Annotated in this window: 18 protein-coding genes; 8 read left to right on the top strand and 10 right to left on the bottom strand. The window is 70.0% G+C overall.

Annotation, left to right across the window (positions count from 1 at the left end):
- Nucleotides 1–18: 18 nt before the first annotated feature.
- From ACTMVF_RS01845 to aspS, 3 genes are all read right to left on the bottom strand, one after another.
- The gene (locus tag ACTMVF_RS01845) at nucleotides 19–1338 is read right to left on the bottom strand and encodes an MFS transporter (protein ID WP_441269162.1); all 1320 of its coding nucleotides are present in this window, start codon (nucleotides 1336–1338) and stop codon (nucleotides 19–21) included.
- Nucleotides 1339–1504: 166 nt separating this feature from the next.
- On the bottom strand, nucleotides 1505–2440 hold the full coding sequence (locus tag ACTMVF_RS01840; protein WP_441269161.1) for an intradiol ring-cleavage dioxygenase: 936 nt from the start codon (nucleotides 2438–2440) through the stop codon (nucleotides 1505–1507).
- 150 nt (nucleotides 2441–2590) lie between these two features.
- Nucleotides 2591–4354, bottom strand: coding sequence for an aspartate--tRNA ligase (aspS, locus tag ACTMVF_RS01835; RefSeq protein ID WP_441269160.1), 1764 nt, complete (start codon nucleotides 4352–4354; stop codon nucleotides 2591–2593).
- A gap of 179 nt (nucleotides 4355–4533) precedes the next feature.
- Between aspS and ACTMVF_RS01830 the strand changes: the two genes are divergently transcribed.
- Nucleotides 4534–6720 (top strand): SpoIIE family protein phosphatase, encoded by a 2187-nt coding sequence (locus tag ACTMVF_RS01830; RefSeq protein WP_441269159.1) that lies wholly within the window; start codon nucleotides 4534–4536, stop codon nucleotides 6718–6720.
- Here the strand turns inward: ACTMVF_RS01830 and ACTMVF_RS01825 are convergent.
- From ACTMVF_RS01825 to ACTMVF_RS01810, 4 genes are all read right to left on the bottom strand, one after another.
- Nucleotides 6636–7748 (bottom strand): AI-2E family transporter, encoded by a 1113-nt coding sequence (locus ACTMVF_RS01825; RefSeq protein ID WP_441269158.1) that lies wholly within the window; start codon nucleotides 7746–7748, stop codon nucleotides 6636–6638. The genes ACTMVF_RS01830 and ACTMVF_RS01825 overlap by 85 nt on opposite strands.
- A gap of 232 nt (nucleotides 7749–7980) precedes the next feature.
- Complete coding sequence (locus tag ACTMVF_RS01820) at nucleotides 7981–8958, bottom strand: pirin family protein (protein ID WP_441269157.1); 978 nt, start codon at nucleotides 8956–8958, stop codon at nucleotides 7981–7983.
- 104 nt (nucleotides 8959–9062) lie between these two features.
- Nucleotides 9063–9761 (bottom strand): aminoglycoside phosphotransferase family protein, encoded by a 699-nt coding sequence (locus ACTMVF_RS01815; RefSeq protein WP_441269156.1) that lies wholly within the window; start codon nucleotides 9759–9761, stop codon nucleotides 9063–9065.
- A gap of 32 nt (nucleotides 9762–9793) precedes the next feature.
- The gene (locus tag ACTMVF_RS01810; protein WP_399103701.1) at nucleotides 9794–10276 is read right to left on the bottom strand and encodes an SseB family protein; all 483 of its coding nucleotides are present in this window, start codon (nucleotides 10274–10276) and stop codon (nucleotides 9794–9796) included.
- 130 nt (nucleotides 10277–10406) lie between these two features.
- On the opposite strand from ACTMVF_RS01810, the gene ACTMVF_RS01805 reads away from it, so the two are divergent.
- The 4 genes from ACTMVF_RS01805 to ACTMVF_RS01790 all read left to right on the top strand — a co-directional run bounded on the left by ACTMVF_RS01805 (nucleotide 10407) and on the right by ACTMVF_RS01790 (nucleotide 14924).
- Complete coding sequence (locus ACTMVF_RS01805; RefSeq protein ID WP_441269155.1) at nucleotides 10407–11243, top strand: intradiol ring-cleavage dioxygenase; 837 nt, start codon at nucleotides 10407–10409, stop codon at nucleotides 11241–11243.
- 131 nt (nucleotides 11244–11374) lie between these two features.
- The gene (locus ACTMVF_RS01800) at nucleotides 11375–13201 is read left to right on the top strand and encodes an acyl-CoA dehydrogenase (RefSeq protein WP_441269154.1); all 1827 of its coding nucleotides are present in this window, start codon (nucleotides 11375–11377) and stop codon (nucleotides 13199–13201) included.
- 112 nt (nucleotides 13202–13313) lie between these two features.
- Nucleotides 13314–14612 carry a M18 family aminopeptidase gene (locus ACTMVF_RS01795; RefSeq protein ID WP_441269153.1) on the top strand — a complete coding sequence of 433 codons (1299 nt, stop codon included), beginning with the start codon at nucleotides 13314–13316 and terminating at the stop codon, nucleotides 14610–14612.
- 60 nt (nucleotides 14613–14672) lie between these two features.
- Nucleotides 14673–14924, top strand: a complete 252-nt coding sequence (locus ACTMVF_RS01790) for a DUF6458 family protein (protein ID WP_441269152.1) — start codon at nucleotides 14673–14675, stop codon at nucleotides 14922–14924.
- 157 nt (nucleotides 14925–15081) lie between these two features.
- Here the strand turns inward: ACTMVF_RS01790 and ACTMVF_RS01785 are convergent, their stop codons facing one another.
- Complete coding sequence (locus ACTMVF_RS01785; protein WP_441269151.1) at nucleotides 15082–15468, bottom strand: cupin domain-containing protein; 387 nt, start codon at nucleotides 15466–15468, stop codon at nucleotides 15082–15084.
- A gap of 51 nt (nucleotides 15469–15519) precedes the next feature.
- On the opposite strand from ACTMVF_RS01785, the gene ACTMVF_RS01780 reads away from it, so the two are divergent.
- Entirely contained in the window at nucleotides 15520–16521 is a 1002-nt protein-coding gene (locus tag ACTMVF_RS01780) for a helix-turn-helix domain-containing protein (RefSeq protein WP_441269150.1), read from the top strand.
- Between the two features lie 58 nt (nucleotides 16522–16579).
- On the opposite strand, the gene ACTMVF_RS01775 is transcribed toward ACTMVF_RS01780, so the two are convergent.
- Entirely contained in the window at nucleotides 16580–17086 is a 507-nt protein-coding gene (locus tag ACTMVF_RS01775; RefSeq protein WP_441269149.1) for a hypothetical protein, read from the bottom strand.
- Nucleotides 17087–17217: 131 nt separating this feature from the next.
- Here ACTMVF_RS01775 and ACTMVF_RS01770 point away from each other — a divergent pair, with 131 nt between their 5' ends.
- Nucleotides 17218–17715, top strand: coding sequence for an LURP-one-related/scramblase family protein (locus ACTMVF_RS01770; protein WP_403338153.1), 498 nt, complete (start codon nucleotides 17218–17220; stop codon nucleotides 17713–17715).
- Between the two features lie 134 nt (nucleotides 17716–17849).
- Here ACTMVF_RS01770 and ACTMVF_RS01765 read toward each other — a convergent pair whose 3' ends face one another.
- The gene (locus tag ACTMVF_RS01765) at nucleotides 17850–18644 is read right to left on the bottom strand and encodes a carbon-nitrogen family hydrolase (protein WP_441269148.1); all 795 of its coding nucleotides are present in this window, start codon (nucleotides 18642–18644) and stop codon (nucleotides 17850–17852) included.
- 202 nt (nucleotides 18645–18846) lie between these two features.
- On the opposite strand from ACTMVF_RS01765, the gene ACTMVF_RS01760 reads away from it, so the two are divergent.
- The gene (locus ACTMVF_RS01760; RefSeq protein ID WP_441269147.1) at nucleotides 18847–19671 is read left to right on the top strand and encodes a maleylpyruvate isomerase family mycothiol-dependent enzyme; all 825 of its coding nucleotides are present in this window, start codon (nucleotides 18847–18849) and stop codon (nucleotides 19669–19671) included.
- Nucleotides 19672–19695: the final 24 nt, after the last annotated feature.

Raw genomic sequence — 19695 nt, 5'->3', positions numbered from 1 at the left:
GCCGCCCCCCTTCCGCGTTCACGCTCGCGTCGTCGCCGTCTCCGGGGCCGACACGGCCGTCGTCCGCGACCGGCGGATGAACGCCACGCCGCACACCGCGAGGACGGAGGCCGCGGAGAGGGTGTACAGGCCTCCGTTCGTGCTGCCCGTGGTGTCCTGCAGATAGCCGAAGAGGGTCGGCGAGACGAAACCGCCCAGGTTTCCCAGGGAGTTGACGAGGGCGAGACCGGGCGCCGCGATCTTCAGGTCGAGCCCCGACTGGGCCATCGGCCAGAACAGCGTGGCCGCGCACTTCCCCCCGACCGCGGCCAGCGTGAGCGCGGCGAGGCCGAACCAGGGGGAGCCGAGGGTGGCCAGGAAGGTGCCGACCGCGGACAGGACGAGGGCGATCGCCAGGTACGGGCGGCGGTCCGGGGCGCGGTCGGTGAAGTGGGCCATCGTGTACATCGCGATCACCGCGCAGATCCACGGCACGGCCGTGAGCAGCCCGACCTGGAAGGGCGACAGTCCGCCGATGTCGTCGACCAGGCTCGGCAGCCAGAAGGTGATCGCGTACCCGGTGAGGGCCATCGCGAAGAACACCGTGGTCAGCAGGGCGACCTGGGGGTGGAGGATCAGCTTCAGCCGGGACGTCCTGGGGGCACGGTCACGCGCCTCCTTGTCCCGGGCGACCGCTTCGCTGAGCGCGTCCCTCTCCTCCTGGGTGAGCCAACGGGCGTCCTGGATACGGGAGACGAGGAAGAAGCCGGCGATGAATCCGACCAGGATCGAGAAGACCCCCTCCAGCGCGAACATCCAGCGCCAGCCGGCGATCCCGCCCGCCCCGTGCAGCTCCAGCAGTGCGCCCGTGATGGGGCCGGTCACGATGTACGCGGTGGCCGAGCCGCCCAGGAAGATCGCGCTCGCCCGGCCCCGGCTGGAGTCCGGCAGCCACTGGGTGAAGTAGAGGAGCACACCGGGGAAGAAGCCGGCCTCCGCGACGCCGAGGAGGAAGCGCAGGGCGTAGAACATCCACACGTTGTGGATGAAGCACATCGCCACGATCACCGCACCCCAGGTGATCATGATGCGGGTCAGCCAGACCCGGGCGCCGAAGCGCTCCAGGAGCATGTTGCTGGGCACCTCGAACAGGGCGTAGCCGATGAAGAACAGCCCGGCACCGAGGCCGTAAGCCGTGGCGCTCACCCCGACGTCGGCCCTGAGTTCGTCCTGGACGAAGCCGACGTTCGTCCGGTCCATCTGGTTGACCAGCAGCATCAGGACGAGGATCGGCAGCATCCGGCGCAGGAACTTGCCGACCGCACGGCGTTCGGCGTCGGGTATCACGACTTCCGACATCGTTGTCTCCCCTCAGGCGTGCACATACGTGAACTCGCATCACGTACGCAGGCCTCGGGAACCTTACGGAGGCCCACCTTCCGGGTCAACGGGTTGAGCAGATGTCCATACATGTGAACGAAGGAGGGGCGCGCGGACACACGCCCCTCCACAACCACTCTCTCTGTCAGATGTCCTGACCCGTGTGGGTCGCCTCCGGGTCGACGCCCATCGTGATGGAGGCGATCACGCCCTTGGCGATGTCGTTCTTCTTGTACTTCAGCTTCAGCAGGCCACCCTCGGTCCCGTTGCCCGGGTAGATCGTGTCCTCGTCGAGCGTGGTGCGGGTGGTGGTGTTGGTGGAGTACGGCTCGACCTCGGCGGAGGCCAGCACGCTCTCCTCGTCGAAGAAGAACTGACCGGTGTGGCAGGTGGTGCCACCTTCGTAACCGGCGTCGGTCCATGTGCCGTTCACATGCACCTTGGTGTGGATGTGGACGCAGCGGCCCTGGTACCAGCCCGGGAAGACCGTCTTGAACACCACCTGGCCGTTCTTGTCCGTCTTCCACGTGCCGCGCAGATACCGCTCGTCGTCCGTCGGCTCCTGGTGGCCGCCACCGCCGCCACCCGGCTCACCCGACGGATCGCCGGACGGGGGCTCGCCCGTCGGCTCACCGGACGGCGGGGTGCCGCCCCCGCCACCGCCGCCGCTGCCCATGTCCTCGTAGCCCGAGTACACGCCCAGCGCGTTGCAGTGCCAGATGTCGACCGCGGCGTTCCTGATCGGCTTGCAGCTCTCGGAGTCGATGACCTTGAGGCGCAGGGTGAGCGGGATGCCCTCCTGGTCCTCGGTCACGTCCTGGCGGAGCTTGTCCGCGTCGATGTAGTAGGGGCCCTCGGTCGTCTCGGAGGTCAGCTTGTAGCAGACGTCGGCGCTCGACGAGCTGCTGGACGCGGTGGCACCCGCGGACGCGGATCCGCTCGTCTCACCCGCGAAGGCGCCCGCCGCGAGCGACCCGCCCACACCGACCGCCGCGGCGGCTCCCACACCGGCGACGACGACCTTGCGACGCGTGAGATCCCGCTTGTGTTTCGGCCCTTCGGCCGTCTGGTTTCCCGTCATGGGCAGGGAAGTTAGGGACCGCGCCTGTCAGGAGGTTGGGTAAGAGCTGGGTGAGAGCCCTGCATGAGCGCCGTGAACGAAAGTGGCTCGGAACCGACGCCGGTTCCGAGCCACCTACGGCTGCCTACAGCTGTCTACAGCTTCAAGGACCTACTTCGGCTGCGGCTTGCGCACCGACAGGTGCAGCTCCTTCAGCCGCGCCTCCTCCAGCTCCGTCGGCGCGCCCATCATCAGGTCCTGGGCGTTGCCGTTGAGCGGGAAGGCGATGGTCTCGCGGATGTTCGGCTCGTCCGCGAGGAGCATGACGATGCGGTCGACGCCGGGGGCGATGCCGCCGTGCGGCGGGGCGCCGAAGCGGAAGGCGCGCAGCATGCCGGCGAACTTCTCCTCGACGGTCTCGCGGTCGTAGCCCGCGATCTCGAAGGCCTTGAGCATGATCTCGGGCTCGTGGTTCCGGATCGCGCCGGAGGACAGCTCGACGCCGTTGCAGACGATGTCGTACTGCCAGCCCAGGATGTCCAGCGGGTCCTGGGTCTGGAGGGCCTCCAGGCCGCCCTGCGGCATGGAGAAGGGGTTGTGCGAGAAGTCGATCGCGCCGGTCTCCTCGTCCTTCTCGTACATCGGGAAGTCGACGATCCAGCAGAACCGGAAGACGCCCTCCTCGAAGTGCCCGGCCCGCTTGGCGGCCTCGACCCGCACCGCGCCCATGATCTTCGAGACCTCGTCGAACTCGCCCGCGCCGAAGAACACGGCGTGACCCGCGGCCAGCGACAGGCGCTTGGTCAGCTCGGCGACGTTCTCCTCGGTGAGGAACTTCGCGATCGGGCCGGACAGCGAGCCGTCCTCGGCCACCCGCACCCAGGCCAGGCCCTTGGCGCCCTGCGAGACCGCGAAGTCACCGAGCTGGTCGAAGAACTTGCGGGGCTGCGCGGAGACGTCCGGCACCGGCAGCGCGCGCACGTGCTTGCCGGCGAACGCCTTGAACTCCGAGCCCTCGAAGATGTCGGTGATGTCGACGAGCTCCAGCTGGGCACGGAGGTCCGGCTTGTCGGAGCCGTACTTCAGCATCGCCTCGCGGAACGGGATCCGCGGGAAGGGCGAGGTGACGTGGCGGCCGTTGCCGAACTCCTCGAAGAGCTCGGTCATCAGCTTCTCGACGGGCTGGAAGACATCCTCCTGCTCGACGAAGCTCATCTCGATGTCGAGCTGGTAGAACTCGCCCGGCGAACGGTCCGCGCGCGCGTCCTCGTCACGGAAGCAGGGCGCGATCTGGAAGTAGCGGTCGAAGCCGGAGATCATCAGCAGCTGCTTGAACTGCTGCGGGGCCTGCGGCAGGGCGTAGAACTTGCCCGGGTTCAGGCGGGAGGGGACGACGAAGTCGCGGGCGCCCTCGGGGGAGGTCGCGGACAGGATCGGCGTCGCCATCTCGTTGAAGCCCAGCGCCGTCATCTTGTGCCGGATCGCCGAGATGACCGAGGTACGCAGCAGGATGTTGCGGTGCATGCGCTCGCGGCGCAGGTCCAGGAAGCGGTACTCAAGGCGCCGCTCCTCGTTGACCCCGTCCTCGGTGTTGATCGTGAACGGCAGCGGGGCGGCCGCGCCGAGCAGCTCGACCTCGCCGACCTCGACCTCGACCTCACCGGTCGGCAGGTCGGGGTTGATGTTCTCGGCGCCGCGGGAGACGACCTTGCCGTCGACGCGGAGGGTCGACTCCTTGGAGAGCTTGTCGAGGGCCTCGTACGCGGGCGTGCCGGGACGGGCGACGAGCTGCGTGATGCCGTAGTGGTCGCGCAGATCGATGAAGAGGATGCCGCCCAGGTCGCGCCGATTGTGCAGCCAGCCACTCAGCCGGACGTCGGTGCCGACGTCAGAGGAGCGGAGCTCGCCGCAGGTGTGGGACCTGTACCGATGCATCGTCGTTCATCCAGTCTTCGCGGATCGAGGGGCGTGTTTCACGTGAAACTTCCCCCAAGCCTACCGGGGACCCCAAGATCGCCTCCCCACCATTTCGCGGCTCTCCGGGGACCTCGCCGACCAGATGCCCCGTACAGCTTCGGTGGCAGTGTGCGATCACCTCTTCTTACAGTGGGGCAATGCGCACTGGTGAGGCCCTGCCCGCCGTGGGGGAGGTTCTCGCCGCCCTCGCGACCGGACTGTGGCACTGGAACACCGCCACGGGACTGGTCACGGTCGACGCGGAGGCGGCACGGCTGCTCGGGCTGCCCGCCGAGCAGGCCACGCTCAGCCAGGCCCAGGTGCGCTCCCGCCTGCACCCGGTCGACTGGAACGAGATCAGCGGAGTGATTCAGCTCTCCGTCGCCGAGGGCACGCTCGGCGAAGTGCGGGTGCGGATCATGGACGACCGGGGGCGGGTCATCCGGGTCGGCCGCAGCCGCTTCCACGCGTCCTTCGACCGCGAGAAACGGTCGTACGAGGTGACCGGCTCCCTCCAGGAGGTCACCGAACCGACGCCGGGCACCCCCGCCGGGCGTACGGCGGTCACCGGTGACTGGCGGCGCTCGCGGGAGGCGTTCCTGCTGGACGCGGGCCGGGCGCTGGCCGAGGCACGCTCGACGGCGGAGGTGCTGCGGGTCGCGGCCGGTCTGTCGATGCCGGGCTTCTCACCGGACGGGCTCGCGGTGTTCGGGGTCACGGGCGACCGCCTGACGATCATCGGCCACCACGGCCACCAGCCCGGCGACGAGAGCCCCTTCACACACATGGCCCTGGACACGGACTACCCGGCCGCCGAGGTCGTCCGCACCGGCCGTGCCGTCTACCTCTCCTCGCCCGAGAAGTACAAGGAGCGCTACCCGGTCACCTGGCCGCTCGCCGCGCACTTCAACCGCCAGTCCTGGGCGTTCCTGCCACTGACCGTGGCCGGCCGCACGATGGGCGCCTGGATGGCGGCCTTCACCTACCCGGTCGCGTTCACGCCGGACGAGCGGTCCGTGCTGACGACGGTGGCCCGGATGCTCGCCCAGGCCCTCTCCCGCGCCGAGGCCACCGAGTCCGCGCGGGAACTGACGGACGGCCTCCAGCGCTCGATGCTGCCCAAGCTGGGCCCCGAGATACCGGGCATGAGCATCGCCGCCCGCTATGTCCCGACCGGCGGCGGGCTCCAGGTCGGCGGCGACTGGTACGACATGATCCCGCTCCCGAGCGGCCGCTTCGCCCTGGTCATCGGCGACGTCCAGGGCCATGACGTCCGCGCGGCGGGCCTGATGGGCCAGCTCCGCATCGCGCTGCGCGCCTACGCCTCCGAGGGCCATCGCCCCGACGCCGTCCTCTCCCGCGCCTCCCGCTTCCTGCACGGCATGACGTTCGGCTCCCTCGACGAGGACCCGTCCGACCTGCGCTTCGCGACCTGCCTGTACGTCGAGGTCGACCCCACGACCGGGCTGCTGGACATCGCCCGCGCCGGGCACCCGGACCCGGCGATCCGCATGAGCGACGGCACGGTGCTCGCCCGCCCGACGGCCGGCGGCCTCCCGCTCGGCATCGATCCGGACGCCGACTACCCGACGACCAGGATCACCCTGGAACCGGGCGAGACCATGCTGATCTGCACGGACGGCCTGATCGAGACCGGCGGCCACGACCTGGAGACCGGCTGGAAGCGCATCCGCGCGATCCTCGAGGAGCACGACGGCGACCTGGAAGCGCTCGCCGACGCCCTCGTCCAGGCCGTGCACGGTCCGTCCTCCCACCACACCACCGGCCCGCTCGCCGACCGGCGCGAGGACGACATAGCGGTGCTGCTGCTGTGCCGGGAGGGCGAGGGCTGCGGCTGCGGCGCCCCGGTGGCCGTCCGGCCGACGATCCGCCGCACCATGATGTCGGTGGCCCAGGCGGAGCCGGAGCGGGTGGCGGTGGCCCGCCAGCACCTGCGGGAGCTGCTGCACGACTGGGCGTCCGAGGACCAGGTGGACTCGGCCGTGCTGCTCCTCTCCGAGATGCTCACGAACGTCCTCGTGCACACCGACGCCGACGCCCTGCTCCTCGCCGAGGTACGGGGCGAGCCGGGGGGCCGCCGCATACGCGTCGAGGTGACGGACACCAGCGACGACCTGCCGCACAAGCGCCGTCCCGGGGAACTGGCGTCGTCCGGACGGGGCCTGATGCTGATCGAGCTGCTGGCCCAGGCGTGGGGAGTGGACCCCCGGGGCGAGGGCAAGAGCATCTGGTTCGAGCTCTACGAGGCCGTGGGCGCCGATGGTTCGGTGGGCGCGGACGGTTCCGGGGGCGCGGACGGCTCGGGGGGCTCCGGGCTCGCGTAACGGTCCTGCAGTTCGCGTACGACGCCGAAGGCCGCTGCGGTCAGCGGTACGGCCAGCAGCATGCCGAGGACTCCGGCCACGGACGCCCCCGCGGTGATCGCCACCATGACGACGGCCGGGTGCATCTGCACGGTCCGGCTCTGGATCACGGGCTGCAGCACATGCCCTTCCAGGACCTGCACGCCGAGCACGACCGCCAGCACCCACAGCGCGATGACGAACCCCCGGTCGGCGAGGGCGACCAGCACGGCGACGGCCCCCGAGATGAAGGCCCCGAGATAGGGGAGGTAGGCCCCGACGAAGACGAACGCACCGAGCCCGACCGCGCCCGGGACGTCGAGGACGAGCAGCCCGACGGTGATGCACACGGCGTCGATGAGGGCGATGAAGGTGGTCCCCCGCATGAACCCCTCCACCGCCTGGAAGGCCCGCCGGGCCATGGCCTCGACGGCGTCCGCGCCCCCACGCGGCACGACGGACCGCAGGGTGTCGGCGGCCCGGTCGGAGTCCCGCAGGAAGAAGAAGACGAGCAGCAGCGCGAGCACGGCCATGGCGATGCTCTCCGCGACGACACTCACCCCGCTGATGACCCCGGAGGCGGCCGTCCCCCCGAAGTCGGTGAGCAGCTTCTTGGCGTTGGAGGCGAGGTCGTCCAGCGAGGTCCCGGCCGCCCCGAAGTGCTCGGCGAGATCCTCGGCCGCCTGCTTGAGCGCGGCGACGATCTGGTCGCCGGTGTCGACGATCGCGGCGACGACGATGTACACGGCTCCACCGACGACGGCCACGACGGCGACGCAGGTCAGCCCGGCGGCGACGGACCGGTTCACCTTGGCCTTCACCAGCCGCCGGTGCAGCGGCCCGAGCAGCGCCGTCCCGAGCAGCGCGAGCAGCACGGGCACGACGGCCGTACGGAACTCCACGGCCAGCCGGATCCCGACATAGACGACCCCGGCGGCCAACAGCATGACGACACACCAGGCGGCGAGCCGCCGGACGGGGTCGGGGAGCAGCGGGGTGGAATCCTGCACGCCTCCAGATGATCACGCGCCCGGCTCGGTGTCCCCGCGGACGGCCCGCCCGGGTGACCGGGACACGTGTCAGCCGTCGACCGTCACCGGTCATTGAATCGGTCGTTGATCGCCCCGTTGATCGGCGCGATTGATTGGTCGCCGACCAGGGGCTGCTCATGGCCGAGCCGTAGCCGACCGGATCGTGGCGCGAAGAGGTCCCCGCCCATGCGGGCGGGGACCTCTTGCGGGGTCAGCTCTGCGGCCCGCCCTCGGTCATTCCGTGGACGGCGGGGATCGTCCCCAGCCGCCCCTTCTGGAAGTCCTCGAAGGCCTGCTGCAGTTCTTCCCGCGTGTTCATCACGAACGGGCCGTAGTGGGCCATCGGCTCGCGGATCGGCTGTCCGCCCAGGAGGACGACCTCCAGGGCCGGCGTGTGGGAGTCCTGCTTGTCGTCCGCGCGGACGGTCAGGGAGCCGCCGGCGCCGAAGACCGCGGTCTGGCCGAGGTGGATCGGGCGGCGCTCCGCACCCACCGCACCCCGCCCGGCGAGGACGTACGCGAGACCGTTGAAGTCCTCGCGCCACGGCAGGCTGATCTCCGCGCCCGGGGCGAGGGTCGCGTGGATCATCGTGATCGGCGTGTGGGTGATGCCGGGGCCCTGGTGGCCGCCCAGCTCACCCGCGATGACGCGCAGCAGCGCACCGCCGTCCGGGGACGTCAGCAGCTGGACGTTGCCACCGCGGATGTCCTGGTAGCGCGGCGCCATCATCTTGTCCCTGGCCGGGAGGTTCACCCACAGCTGCAGGCCGTGGAAGAGACCGCCGGACATGACGAGCGCCTCCGGCGGGGCCTCGATGTGCAGGAGGCCCGAACCCGCGGTCATCCACTGCGTGTCGCCGTTGGTGATGGTGCCGCCACCGCCGTTGGAGTCCTGGTGGTCGAAGATCCCGTCGATGATGTAGGTGACGGTCTCGAAGCCGCGGTGCGGGTGCCAGGGGGTGCCCTTGGGCTCGCCCGGCGCGTAGTCCACCTCGCCCATCTGGTCCATCATGATGAACGGGTCCAGGTGGCGGTAGTTGATCCCGGCGAACGCACGGCGCACCGGGAAGCCCTCGCCCTCGAAACCGCTCGGCGCGGTCGTGACGGCGAGCACGGGACGGGCCACTGCCTCCGCGGGCGCGGCGACGCGCGGCAGCGTCAGCGGGTTCTCGACGGTCACTGCAGGCATGTCGGTACCTCCTTGTGCGTCCAGTTTAGTTGAGCATTGAACTTTCTGCCACCTCTAACGAGGAAAGCCCGGAGGGCATTCCCTCCGGGCATCCACCCGCCCTCTTACGCAAGGGCGGCCTCGAAAACTTGCCGGTGTTCCGCCGTGTGCGCGTGCTCGCGCCGGGACCAGGCGATGCGCTCCGCGACCTGGCGGTCGGTGAGGCCGGGGATCCGGGCCCGCACCTGCGCCCAGAACCGGACGTTGCGGGCCTGGCGCTCCAACATCGCGTCGACCAGCACGTCCCGCTCCGGGCCCGCGAGGCCGTAGGCGTCGGCCAGGACGCGGACCTGTGCCGCCTGGACCTCCACCGCGCGCGTCGCCGCCTTCGACGAGACGCACCACAGCCAGGCCATGTACCCCACGTCCTCCAGCGGGCTGCCCGGCGCGGCCATGTCGAAGTCGATGAAGGCCCCCGGCAAGGCGTCGCCGGAGCGGAAGACGGCATTGTTGGGACCCAAGTCGTGATGGCAGACGACCTCGTGCCGGCCGGCGAGATCACTGCCCCGGGTGGCGTCGTGCATCGCGCGCGCCAGACGCCCCGCGGCGGCCACCTGCGCATCGGTCCACGGACGGAGGCGGACCGGAACCCAGCCCGGTACGTAGCTGAGGACGTCCCTGCCCGATTCGTCCCGGCCCAGGTGGCGCGGCGCCCCCTCGAACCCCCGCCGCTCCAGCAGACCGAGCAGGTCACGCACGAATGGCGAGGCCACCGACGCCGGTCTGCGGACCGTGTCGCCGATCCGGACGACGCCCCGGGTCACCCGGCCGCCCCGCAGCGGAACTGCGTCGCCGGTCAGCCGTACATCCGGCGCATCGCGAACTCGACCATCTGCTCCACGGCCTTCGCGTCGAAGACCATGCGGTGCTCGCCCTCCATGTCCAGGACGAAGCCGTAGCCGGTCGGCAGCAGGTCGATCACCTCGGCGCCGGTGATGACGAAGTACTTGGACTCCTTGCCCGCGTACCGCCGCAGCTCCTTGAGCGAGGTGAACATCGGGATCACCGGCTGCTGGGTGTTGTGCAGGGCGAGGAAGCCGGGGTTGTCGCCGCGCGGGCAGTAGACCTTCGACGTGGCGAAGACCTGCTGGAAGTCCTCGGCCGACATCTGCCCGGTGGTGAAGGCCCGCACCGCGTCCGCGAGCGAGGGCGGGGACGGCTCGGGGTAGAGCGGGGGCTGCTGGCCGTACCCGCCGACCCCGCCGGCCATGGGCTGCTGCGGCGGGGCGTACCCCTGCTGTGCGGCGCCCCCGTCCATGGGCTGGCCGTATCCATACATGGGCGCAAGCGTACCGAGAGCGGCCGGTACGCGGGCCGGTACGGGTGCCTTGGCAAACCGACAGCGACTTGACAGCGACTCGACAGTCCGCGCGCTGGTTTCCGACAGCTGCCGCTCCTAGCGTCTTTCCATGCACCGAGACCACGCCGAAGCAGTCCACGAGCACGACCGTGGGCTCTCCTACGACCTCCCGGTCCTCGCCCGTCGCCGGATGATCCGGCTGATGGCGGGGGCGGGCCTGATCCCGCTGGTGGGCTGCACCTCGGACGAGGACACCTCCGCATCCTCCACGGCCACCTCCTCCGCCAAAGGCACCTCACCCTCCCCGTCCGCCGAGTGCGCGACCATCCCCGACGAGACCGCCGGCCCCTTCCCGGGCGACGGCTCGAACGGTGTGAACGTCCTGAAGGAGAGCGGTGTCGTCCGCAGCGACATCACCAAGAGCTTCGGCGACTCCGCGGGCGGCACCGCCGAGGGCGTGCCCCTGACCGTCACGCTGACGGTCGTGGACGCCGCCTCCGGCTGCGGGACGCCGAAGAAGGGCGCCGCCGTCTATATCTGGCACTGCGACCAGGACGGCAACTACTCCCTCTACTCCGAGGGCGTCACCGACGAGAACTACCTGCGGGGCGTCCAGGAGACCGACGACAAGGGCCAGGTCACCTTCACCAGCATCTTCCCCGGCTGCTATGCGGGCCGCTGGCCGCACATCCACTTCGAGGTCTACGGCAGCCTGGCCGACGCCACGGCCGCCACCTCCATCACCAACACCTCGCAGCTCGCGTTCCCGAAGGACATCTGCGACACGGTGTACGACACGGACGGCTACGACCAGAGCGTGACGAATCTCGCTGAGCTGTCCCTGGAGACCGACGGCATCTTCAGCGACGGTTACGAGCAGCAGCTGGCGGCGATGACGGGCAGCGTGGCCGACGGCTACACCGCGACGCTGACCGTTCCGGTGTGACCTGTCACAGATGACGGGATCGGGGTTGCGTCTTATTACTGGCGGGTAGCATCATCGTAGCTACTTGTTGGTACGTGAACTAGCGCGAGGAACCAAGTGCCTCGCCGATCCCTCTCTACGGAGCCGTGACCATGGGGCACTACAAGTCGAATCTCCGCGACATCGAGTTCAACCTCTTCGAAGTACTCGGGCGCGACAAGCTGTACGGCACCGGCCCGTTCGAGGAGATGGACACCGAGACCGCGAAGAGCATCCTCGAGGAGCTCACCCGCCTCGCCGAGAACGAGCTGGCGGAGTCCTTCGCCGACGCCGACCGCAACCCGCCGGTCTTCGACCCCGAGACGAACACCGCGCCGGTCCCGGCGTCCTTCAAGAAGAGCTACAAGGCCTTCATGGACTCCGAGTACTGGCGCCTCGGCCTGCCCGAGGCGATCGGCGGCACGACGGCTCCCCCGTCCCTGATCTGGTCGTACGCGGAGCTGATCCTCGGCGCGAACCCGGCCGTGTGGATGTACTCCTCCGGCCCGGCGTTCGCCGGGATCCTCTACGACGAGGGCAACGAGGTCCAGAAGAAGATCGCGCAGATCGCCGTCGAGAAGACCTGGGGCTCCACCATGGTCCTCACCGAGCCGGACGCCGGCTCGGACGTCGGCGCCGGCCGCACCAAGGCGGTCCAGCAGGAGGACGGCTCCTGGCACATCGAGGGCGTGAAGCGCTTCATCACCTCCGGTGAGCACGACATGGAGGAGAACATCCTTCACTACGTGCTCGCGCGGCCGGAAGGTGCCGGTCCGGGCACCAAGGGCCTGTCCCTCTTCCTCGTCCCGAAGTACCTCTTCGACTTCGAGACCGGCGAGCTGGGCGAGCGCAACGGCGTCTACGCCACGAACGTCGAGCACAAGATGGGCCTGAAGGCCTCCAACACCTGCGAGATGACCTTCGGCGACCAGCACCCCGCCAAGGGCTGGCTGATCGGCGACAAGCACGACGGCATCCGCCAGATGTTCCGCATCATCGAGTTCGCCCGCATGATGGTCGGCACGAAGGCGATCTCCACGCTGTCGACGGGCTACCTGAACGCGCTGGAGTACGCCAAGGAGCGCGTCCAGGGTCCGGACCTCGCGAACTTCATGGACAAGACCGCGCCCAAGGTCACCATCACCCACCACCCGGACGTGCGCCGCTCGCTGATGACGCAGAAGGCGTACGCGGAGGGCATGCGTGCGCTGGTGCTGTACACGGCCTCGATCCAGGACGCGATCGCGGTCAAGGAGGCGGCCGGCGAGGACGCCAAGACCGAGCACGCGCTCAACGACCTGCTCCTGCCGATCGTCAAGGGCTACGGCTCCGAGAAGGGCTACGAGCAGCTCGCCCAGTCGCTGCAGACCTTCGGCGGCTCCGGGTTCCTGCAGGAGTACCCGATCGAGCAGTACATCCGCGACGCCAAGATCGACACCCTGTACGAGGGCACCACGGCGATCCAGGGCCAGGACTACTTCTTCCGGAAGATCGTCCGCAACCAGGGCGCCGCGCTGAACTCGCTCGCCGAGGACATCAAGAAGTTCCTGGCGCTCGGCGAGGGCGGCGAGGAGCTGGCCGGCGCCCGCGAGCACCTCGCGAAGGCGGCCGTCGAGCTGGAGGCGATCGTCGGCCTGATGCTGACCGACCTCGCGGCCACCGAGCAGGACGTCAAGAACATCTACAAGGTGGGCCTGAACACCACCCGTCTGCTGATGGCCTCCGGAGACGTCGTCGTCGGCTACCTGCTCCTCAAGGGCGCCGCGATCGCCGCCGAGAAGCTTCAGACGGCGTCGGCGAAGGACAAGGCCTTCTACACGGGCAAGATCGCGGCGGCGAAGTTCTTCGCGGCCAACGTCCTGCCGGGTGTCACCGGTGCGCGCAAGCTCGCCGAGAACATCGACCTGGACCTGATGGAGCTGGACGAGGCCGCGTTCTAGGCGGCTCGTTCCAGTCAACTCGGTTCCAAGCGGCAGAAACCCACATCGCCCTTGCGAGGGCCCGCTCCCCATCACCGGGAGCGGGCCCTCGTACGTCGTTAAGGTGAACCCCATGAGCGAACCCCCCCGCTTCGACCGCGGCCACACCGACGACCTCATGTCCTTCCTCGCGGCCAGCCCGTCGCCGTACCACGCCGTGGCGAACACCGCCGAGCGGCTGGAAAAGGCCGGTTTCCGACAGGTCGCGGAGACGGACGCCTGGGACGGGACGAGCGGCGGCAAGTACGTGCTGCGTGGTGGCGCGATCGTGGCCTGGTACGTCCCCGAAGGCGCGGCGCCCCACACGCCGTTCCGGATCGTCGGCGCGCACACGGACTCCCCCAACCTGCGGGTGAAGCCGCTGCCGGACACCGGGGCGCACGGCTGGCGGCAGGTGGCCGTGGAGATCTACGGCGGCCCCCTCCTCAACTCGTGGCTCGACCGCGACCTGGGCCTGGCGGGCCGGCTGACCCTGCGGGACGGTACGACCCGGCTGGTGAACGTGGACCGTCCGCTGCTGCGCGTCCCCCAACTCGCCATCCACCTGGACCGTTCCGTGTCGGCGGAGGGGCTCAAGCTCGACAAGCAGCGGCATCTGCAGCCCATCTGGGGCCTGGGCAACGATGTGCGGGACGGCGACCTGATCGCCTTCCTGGAGGAGACGGCGGGTCTCGCGGCCGGCGAGGTCACGGGCTGGGACCTGATGACGCACTCCGTGGAGCCGCCGGCGTACCTGGGCCGGGACAAGGAGCTCGTCGCGGGCCCGCGCATGGACAACCTGCTCTCGGTGCACGCGGGCGCGGCGGCGCTGGCCGCGGTGGCAGGCTCGGGTGCCGGTCTGCCGTCCATCCCGGTGCTGGCCGCCTTCGACCACGAGGAGAACGGCTCGCAGAGCGACACCGGCGCCGACGGACCGCTGCTGGGCGGCGTCCTGGAGCGTTCGGTGTTCGCACGCGGCGGATCGTACGAGGACAAGGCACGTGCCTTCGCGGGCACCGTCTGTCTCTCCTCCGACACGGGCCACGCGGTCCACCCCAACTACGCCGAGCGCCACGACCCGACGCACCACCCGCGCGTCAACGGCGGGCCGATCCTGAAGGTCAACGTCAACAACCGCTACGCGACCGACGGTTCGGGCCGCGCGGTGTGGGCCGCCGCCTGCGAGAAGGCCGACGTGCCCTTCCAGTCCTTCGTCTCCAACAACTCCATGCCCTGCGGCACGACGATCGGCCCGATCACCGCGGCCCGGCACGGCATCAAGACGGTCGACATCGGCGTGGCGATCCTTTCGATGCACAGCGCGCGGGAGTTGTGCGGTGCGGACGACCCGCATCTGCTGGCGAACTCGTTGGTGGCGTTCTTGGAGGGGTAGCCCCGCGGAGCCGGGGTACTCGCCTCCGACCGGAACCACCGGACAGGGAGGCGACAACTCATGGGCCTCGGCGGGTGCATCATCCTCATCGCCGTGGGAGCCATCCTCACGTTCGCGACCGACTGGGACATGCAGGGTGTCAATCTCGACCTCGTCGGCATCATCCTGATGATCGTCGGACTCATCGGAACCACGACGTTCAGCAGCATCGCCAGGCGCCGACGCGTGGTGGTCCCTCCGTCGACGTCGGTCGTCGACGAGACCGGACACCACCACAGGCGGGACGGCTACAGCGACGGTTACGGCGTCTGAGCGTCCATCCCCGCGAGCACCAACGGCAGGCAGGGCGTGCCGGTCCGTGTGAGACGGACCGGCACGCCCCAGTCCTGCTGGTGCACATGGCAGGCCGGGTGCTCGTTCGAAGCGTCGTCGTCGCATGACGCCGCCGGTGTTCGGCCGGCCGCCCTTGTCACGTCAGCGCGTGCCCCGTGGTGGCGTCCACGTGGTCCGGTACGTCGTCGTGGCGGTCCCCCACAGTGAGGGTGCCAGTGGGCTCCAGGACCAGGATCGCGGAGGGCGTCGGGGCGTACGGCTTGTGCTCGGTGCCGCGGGGGACGGTGAAGACGGAGCCCCTGGGGAGGACGACCGTGCGCTCGCCCTGTGCCTCGCGCAGGGCGATGTGCAGTTCGCCGTCGAGGACCAGGAAGAACTCGTCGGTGTGGTCGTGGACGTGCCAGACGTGCTCGCCGTCGACCTTGGCCACGCGAACGTCGTAGTCGTTGACGGCCGTCACGATGCGCGGGCTCCAGGTCTCCGTGAAGGAGGCGAGGGCGTCGGCGAGGGATATGGGTTCCATGCGCTCATCGTGCGGGGTGACTCGCAGCCGTACGAGTGCTAGGAATCGCATATGGCGCAAGGATCCTCTCAGCTGGCTCGAACCCATCGGGTCGCCGTGATCGTCGACGAAGGCACCAACCCGTTCGAGGTCGGCGTGGCGACCGAGCTGTTCGGGCTGCCGCGGCCGGAGCTCGGCCTCCCCGGACCGCTGTACGACGTGACGCTGTGCACGCCCACGCCCGAGGTTCGGATGAACCACGGCTTCTTCACCCTGACCGGCGTGCCCGGACTGGAGGTGGTGGACGAGGCGGACACCCTCGTCGTCCCCGGCCGCCCGGACAACGTCGTGCCGCGCGGCGCCGCCGTACTCGACGCCATCCGGCGCACCCACGCGCGCGGTGCCCGCGTCATCAGCCTGTGCACCGGCAGCTTCGCGCTCGCCGAGGCCGGACTGCTCGACGGGCGCCGGGCGACCACCCACTGGCGCTGGGCCGACATCTTCCGCGAACTGCATCCGAAGGTGCTGCTGGAACCGGACGTGCTCTTCGTCGACGAGGACGACCTCCTGACGGCCGCGGGCAGCGCCGCCGCGCTCGACCTCTGTCTGCATGTCGTACGGCGCGACCATGGCGCCGAGGTCGCCAACGCGGTCTCGCGCAGACTCGTGTTCGCCGCGCACCGGGACGGCGGGCAGAAGCAGTTCGTGGAGCGGCCGGTGCCGGACGTGCCGGACGAGTCGCTGGGCCCCCTGCTGGCGTGGGCGCAGGAGCGGCTGGGCGAGCCGCTGACGGTGGCGGACCTGGCGACGCGGGCGGCGGTGTCGCCGGCCACCCTGCACCGCCGCTTCCGGGCGCAGCTGGGGACGACGCCGCTGGCCTGGCTGACGGGGGAGCGGGTGGCGCTCGCGTGCCGCCTGATCGAGCGCGGGGAGGGGCGGCTGGACGTGGTCGCGGCGAGGAGCGGACTCGGCACCGCCGCGAACCTCCGCGCGCGCGTGCGGCGCGAGACGGGGCTCAGTCCGTCGGCCTACAGGCGGCGTTTCGGGCCGGGCGGCGGGGAGTCGGTGGCCTGAGAAGGCAGGCCGGACCACACCGCCTGCCGGCCGCCGCCCAGGGCCGCGCGACGGTGTCTCAGGAGGACGACTCCGACGGTGCCGCGAGCGACTCGATGTGCCCCCGCCACGCCTCCGCCACCTTCGCCGGGATCTTCACCGTAAGACCGCCCTCCTTGGTGAAGGCGAGTCCCCGGTTGTACGCGCCGCCGCCGCAACCGTCGGACTGGTGGGTGAGCTTGACGTCGGTGGACGCGTCGACGAGAGGGCTGGTGTCGTTCTTGCGGGTCACCCGGAAACGGACCGGCCCGGCGTCCGGATCCACGTCGGCCGGGAGCAGGAGGTTCACCCTCGTGATCTCCTCCTGCTTCAGCTCGCCCTTCGCGCACTTGCCCCGCGCGCACAGCTCGTAGGAGGCGCCCGCGAGACCGGCGTACCCCTCATGCAGGAACATCACGCCGACGCCGGAGACGACGCCCACACCGGCGCAGGCCTTCGGTGCGGAGCACCCGGTGACGGCCGCGACGGCCGCGAGCAAGGCCGCCGCGACGGCGGGGAACTGTGCCCTCCTGCTTGACCTGACCATCTGCGGCTCCTCCCCTGCGTGGCCGGATATCGGCGTCCGACCCGAGGGGGAGTGTCACAACTGACGCTGTCAAAGCAGCCGAATGTGATGGATCCGTGATGATCACCGCCTGCCGGGGAAGCGGTAACGGCATGAGATTCCTCGTACGCGACCGACTCCTCGGCATCGGCGACGACTACTGGATCGAGGACGACCGGGGCAACAAGGTGTTCCTCGTCGACGGCAAGGCGATGCGGCTGCGGGACACCTTCGAGCTGAAGGACACCCAGGGGCGCGTCCTCATCGACATCCACCAGAAGATGCTCTCCCTGCGCGACACGATGGTGATCGAGCGGGACGGCGAGCCACTCGCGAAGATCCGCCGCAAGCGGCTGTCCCTGCTGCGCAACCACTACCGGGTGTCCCTGGCGGACGGCAGCACGGAACTCGACGTCAGCGGCAAGATCCTCGACCGGGAGTTCGCCGTCGAGTACGACGGCGAACTGCTGGCCGTCGTCTCCCGGCGCTGGCTGCACGTCCGGGAGACGTACGGCGTGGACGTCGTACGGGACGACGCGGACCCGGCGCTGCTGATCGCGGTGGCGGTGTGCGTGATCCACCTCGCGGAGAAGGAACACGGGGACGACTGAGGGGCGGGCGGCGAACCGCCATCGCCGCGCCCCTCGGCCACGACCGGGACCTCCGCCACGGCTCGGCACGTCCGCCACGACCTCCGCCACGACCGCCGCCACGACCGCCGCCACGACCGCCGCCTCGGCGACCGTCAGCGGCGCGGCGCCGCCAACCCCAGCGCCCGGTCCTTCAGCGCCGGGAACTGATCCCGCGTCACCGCGACCTTCCCCGGGTCGAACTCCACCGAGAGGACCTGCTCCCCCGCGCCGGCCTGCGCCAGCACCTCGCCCCACGGATCCACCACGATCGAGTGACCGGCCTGCGGAACTCCCGCGTGTGTCCCGGCCGTTCCACAGGCGAGCACGAACGCCTGGTTCTCCACCGCCCGCGCCTGAGCCAGCAGCGTCCAGTGCGCCCGGCGGCGCTCCGGCCAGCCCGCCGGAATGACCAGGGTCTCGGCGCCGGCGTCGACGAGGCCGCGGAACAACTCGGGGAAACGGAGGTCGTAGCAGGTGGCCACACCCAGGATCGTCTCGGGCAGACGCACCGTCACCAGTTCTTCGCCCGCGCCCATCAGCACGGCCTCACCCTTGTCGAAGCCGAACCGATGGATCTTTCGGTACGCGGCGGCCAGATCACCGGAGGGGGAGAAGACGAGGGACGTGTTGTAGAGGGGGCCCTCGGGGTCACGCTCGGGAATCGAGCCCGCGTGCAGCCACACGCCCGCGTCGCTCGCGGCCTTGGCCATCGCCTCGTACGTCGGTCCTTCGAGCGGCTCGGCCTCGCTGCCGAACTCCTCGTAGGCGAACGCCCCGGTCGTCCACAGCTCGGGCAGGACCACCAGATCCGCCCCGGCCTGTTCCCGCACCAGCGAGGCCACCCTCACCCGACGCGATTCGACCGATTCGCCCTCATTGACATCGATCTGGAGCAAAGAGGCGCGCACACTACCACCGTCCTGGCATTCGAGCGGTCCACACGGGCTTCCACACACGCCTACGATCGTCACACGAAAGCACTGCCGGGGTGCCTCACAGCAGCGTAACTTAGCGTTCCAAGACACCCGCCGACAGCAGCCGCCGCCCACTGGCAACGCCGCCAGAAACCGCCCGCGTACCGACGTTCCAACCGCCGAGGGGTCCCGTTCCGTGAGTCTGCATCCCACCCTCCAGCCCTACGCCGACGCCTGGACCCACTCCATCGAAGCGATATCCGAGCTGGTGACACCGCTAGTGGAGGGCGAGTGGAACCGGCGTACCCCCTGCCCCGGCTGGTCGGTACGCGACGTGGTGTCCCATGTCATCGGCCTGGACTGCGAGATGCTCGGCGACCCGCGCCCCATCCACACGCTCCCGCGCGACCTCTTCCACGTCACGAACGACCACCAGCGCTATATGGAGATGCAGGTCGACGTCCGCCGCCACCACACGGCGCCGGAGATGACCTCCGAGCTGGAGTACACGGTCATCCGCCGCAACCGCCAGCTGCGCAACGAGTCCCGTGACCCCGGCACCAAGGTGCGCGGCCCGCTCGGCACGGAGCTCACCCTCGAAGAGTCCATGCGGAGCCACGCCTTCGACGTCTGGGTGCACGAGCAGGACCTGCGCACCGCCCTCGGCCGCCCCGGGAACCTCGACTCCCCCGGCGCGCACGTCGCCCGCGACGTCCTGCTGGCCCAGCTGCCCGACATAGTCGCCGTCCGGGCCGACGCCCCCCGCAGCTCGGCGATCGTCTTCGACGTCCACGGCCCGATCGAGTTCCTCCGCACGATCCGCGTCGACATCCAGGGCCGAGGCACCCTCGAAACGGCCCCCGCCCTGGGCCCCGCCGCCACCCTCACCCTCGACTGGGAAACCTACGTCCGCCTCGCCTGCGGCCGCGTCACGCCGGAGGCGGCGGCGGACCGGGTGAAGGCAGAGGGCGACCCGGAGCTGACGGCAGCGATTCTGCGCAACTTCACGGTGACGCCGTAGGGCCAACTCCTTTTCGACGCCGGT

The sequence above is a fragment of the Streptomyces sp. SD31 genome, assembly GCF_052068475.1.
Lineage (GTDB): Bacteria > Actinomycetota > Actinomycetes > Streptomycetales > Streptomycetaceae > Streptomyces.
The sequence above is the reverse complement of the archived record's forward strand: the minus strand, read 5'-3'. Positions and strand labels throughout refer to the sequence as shown.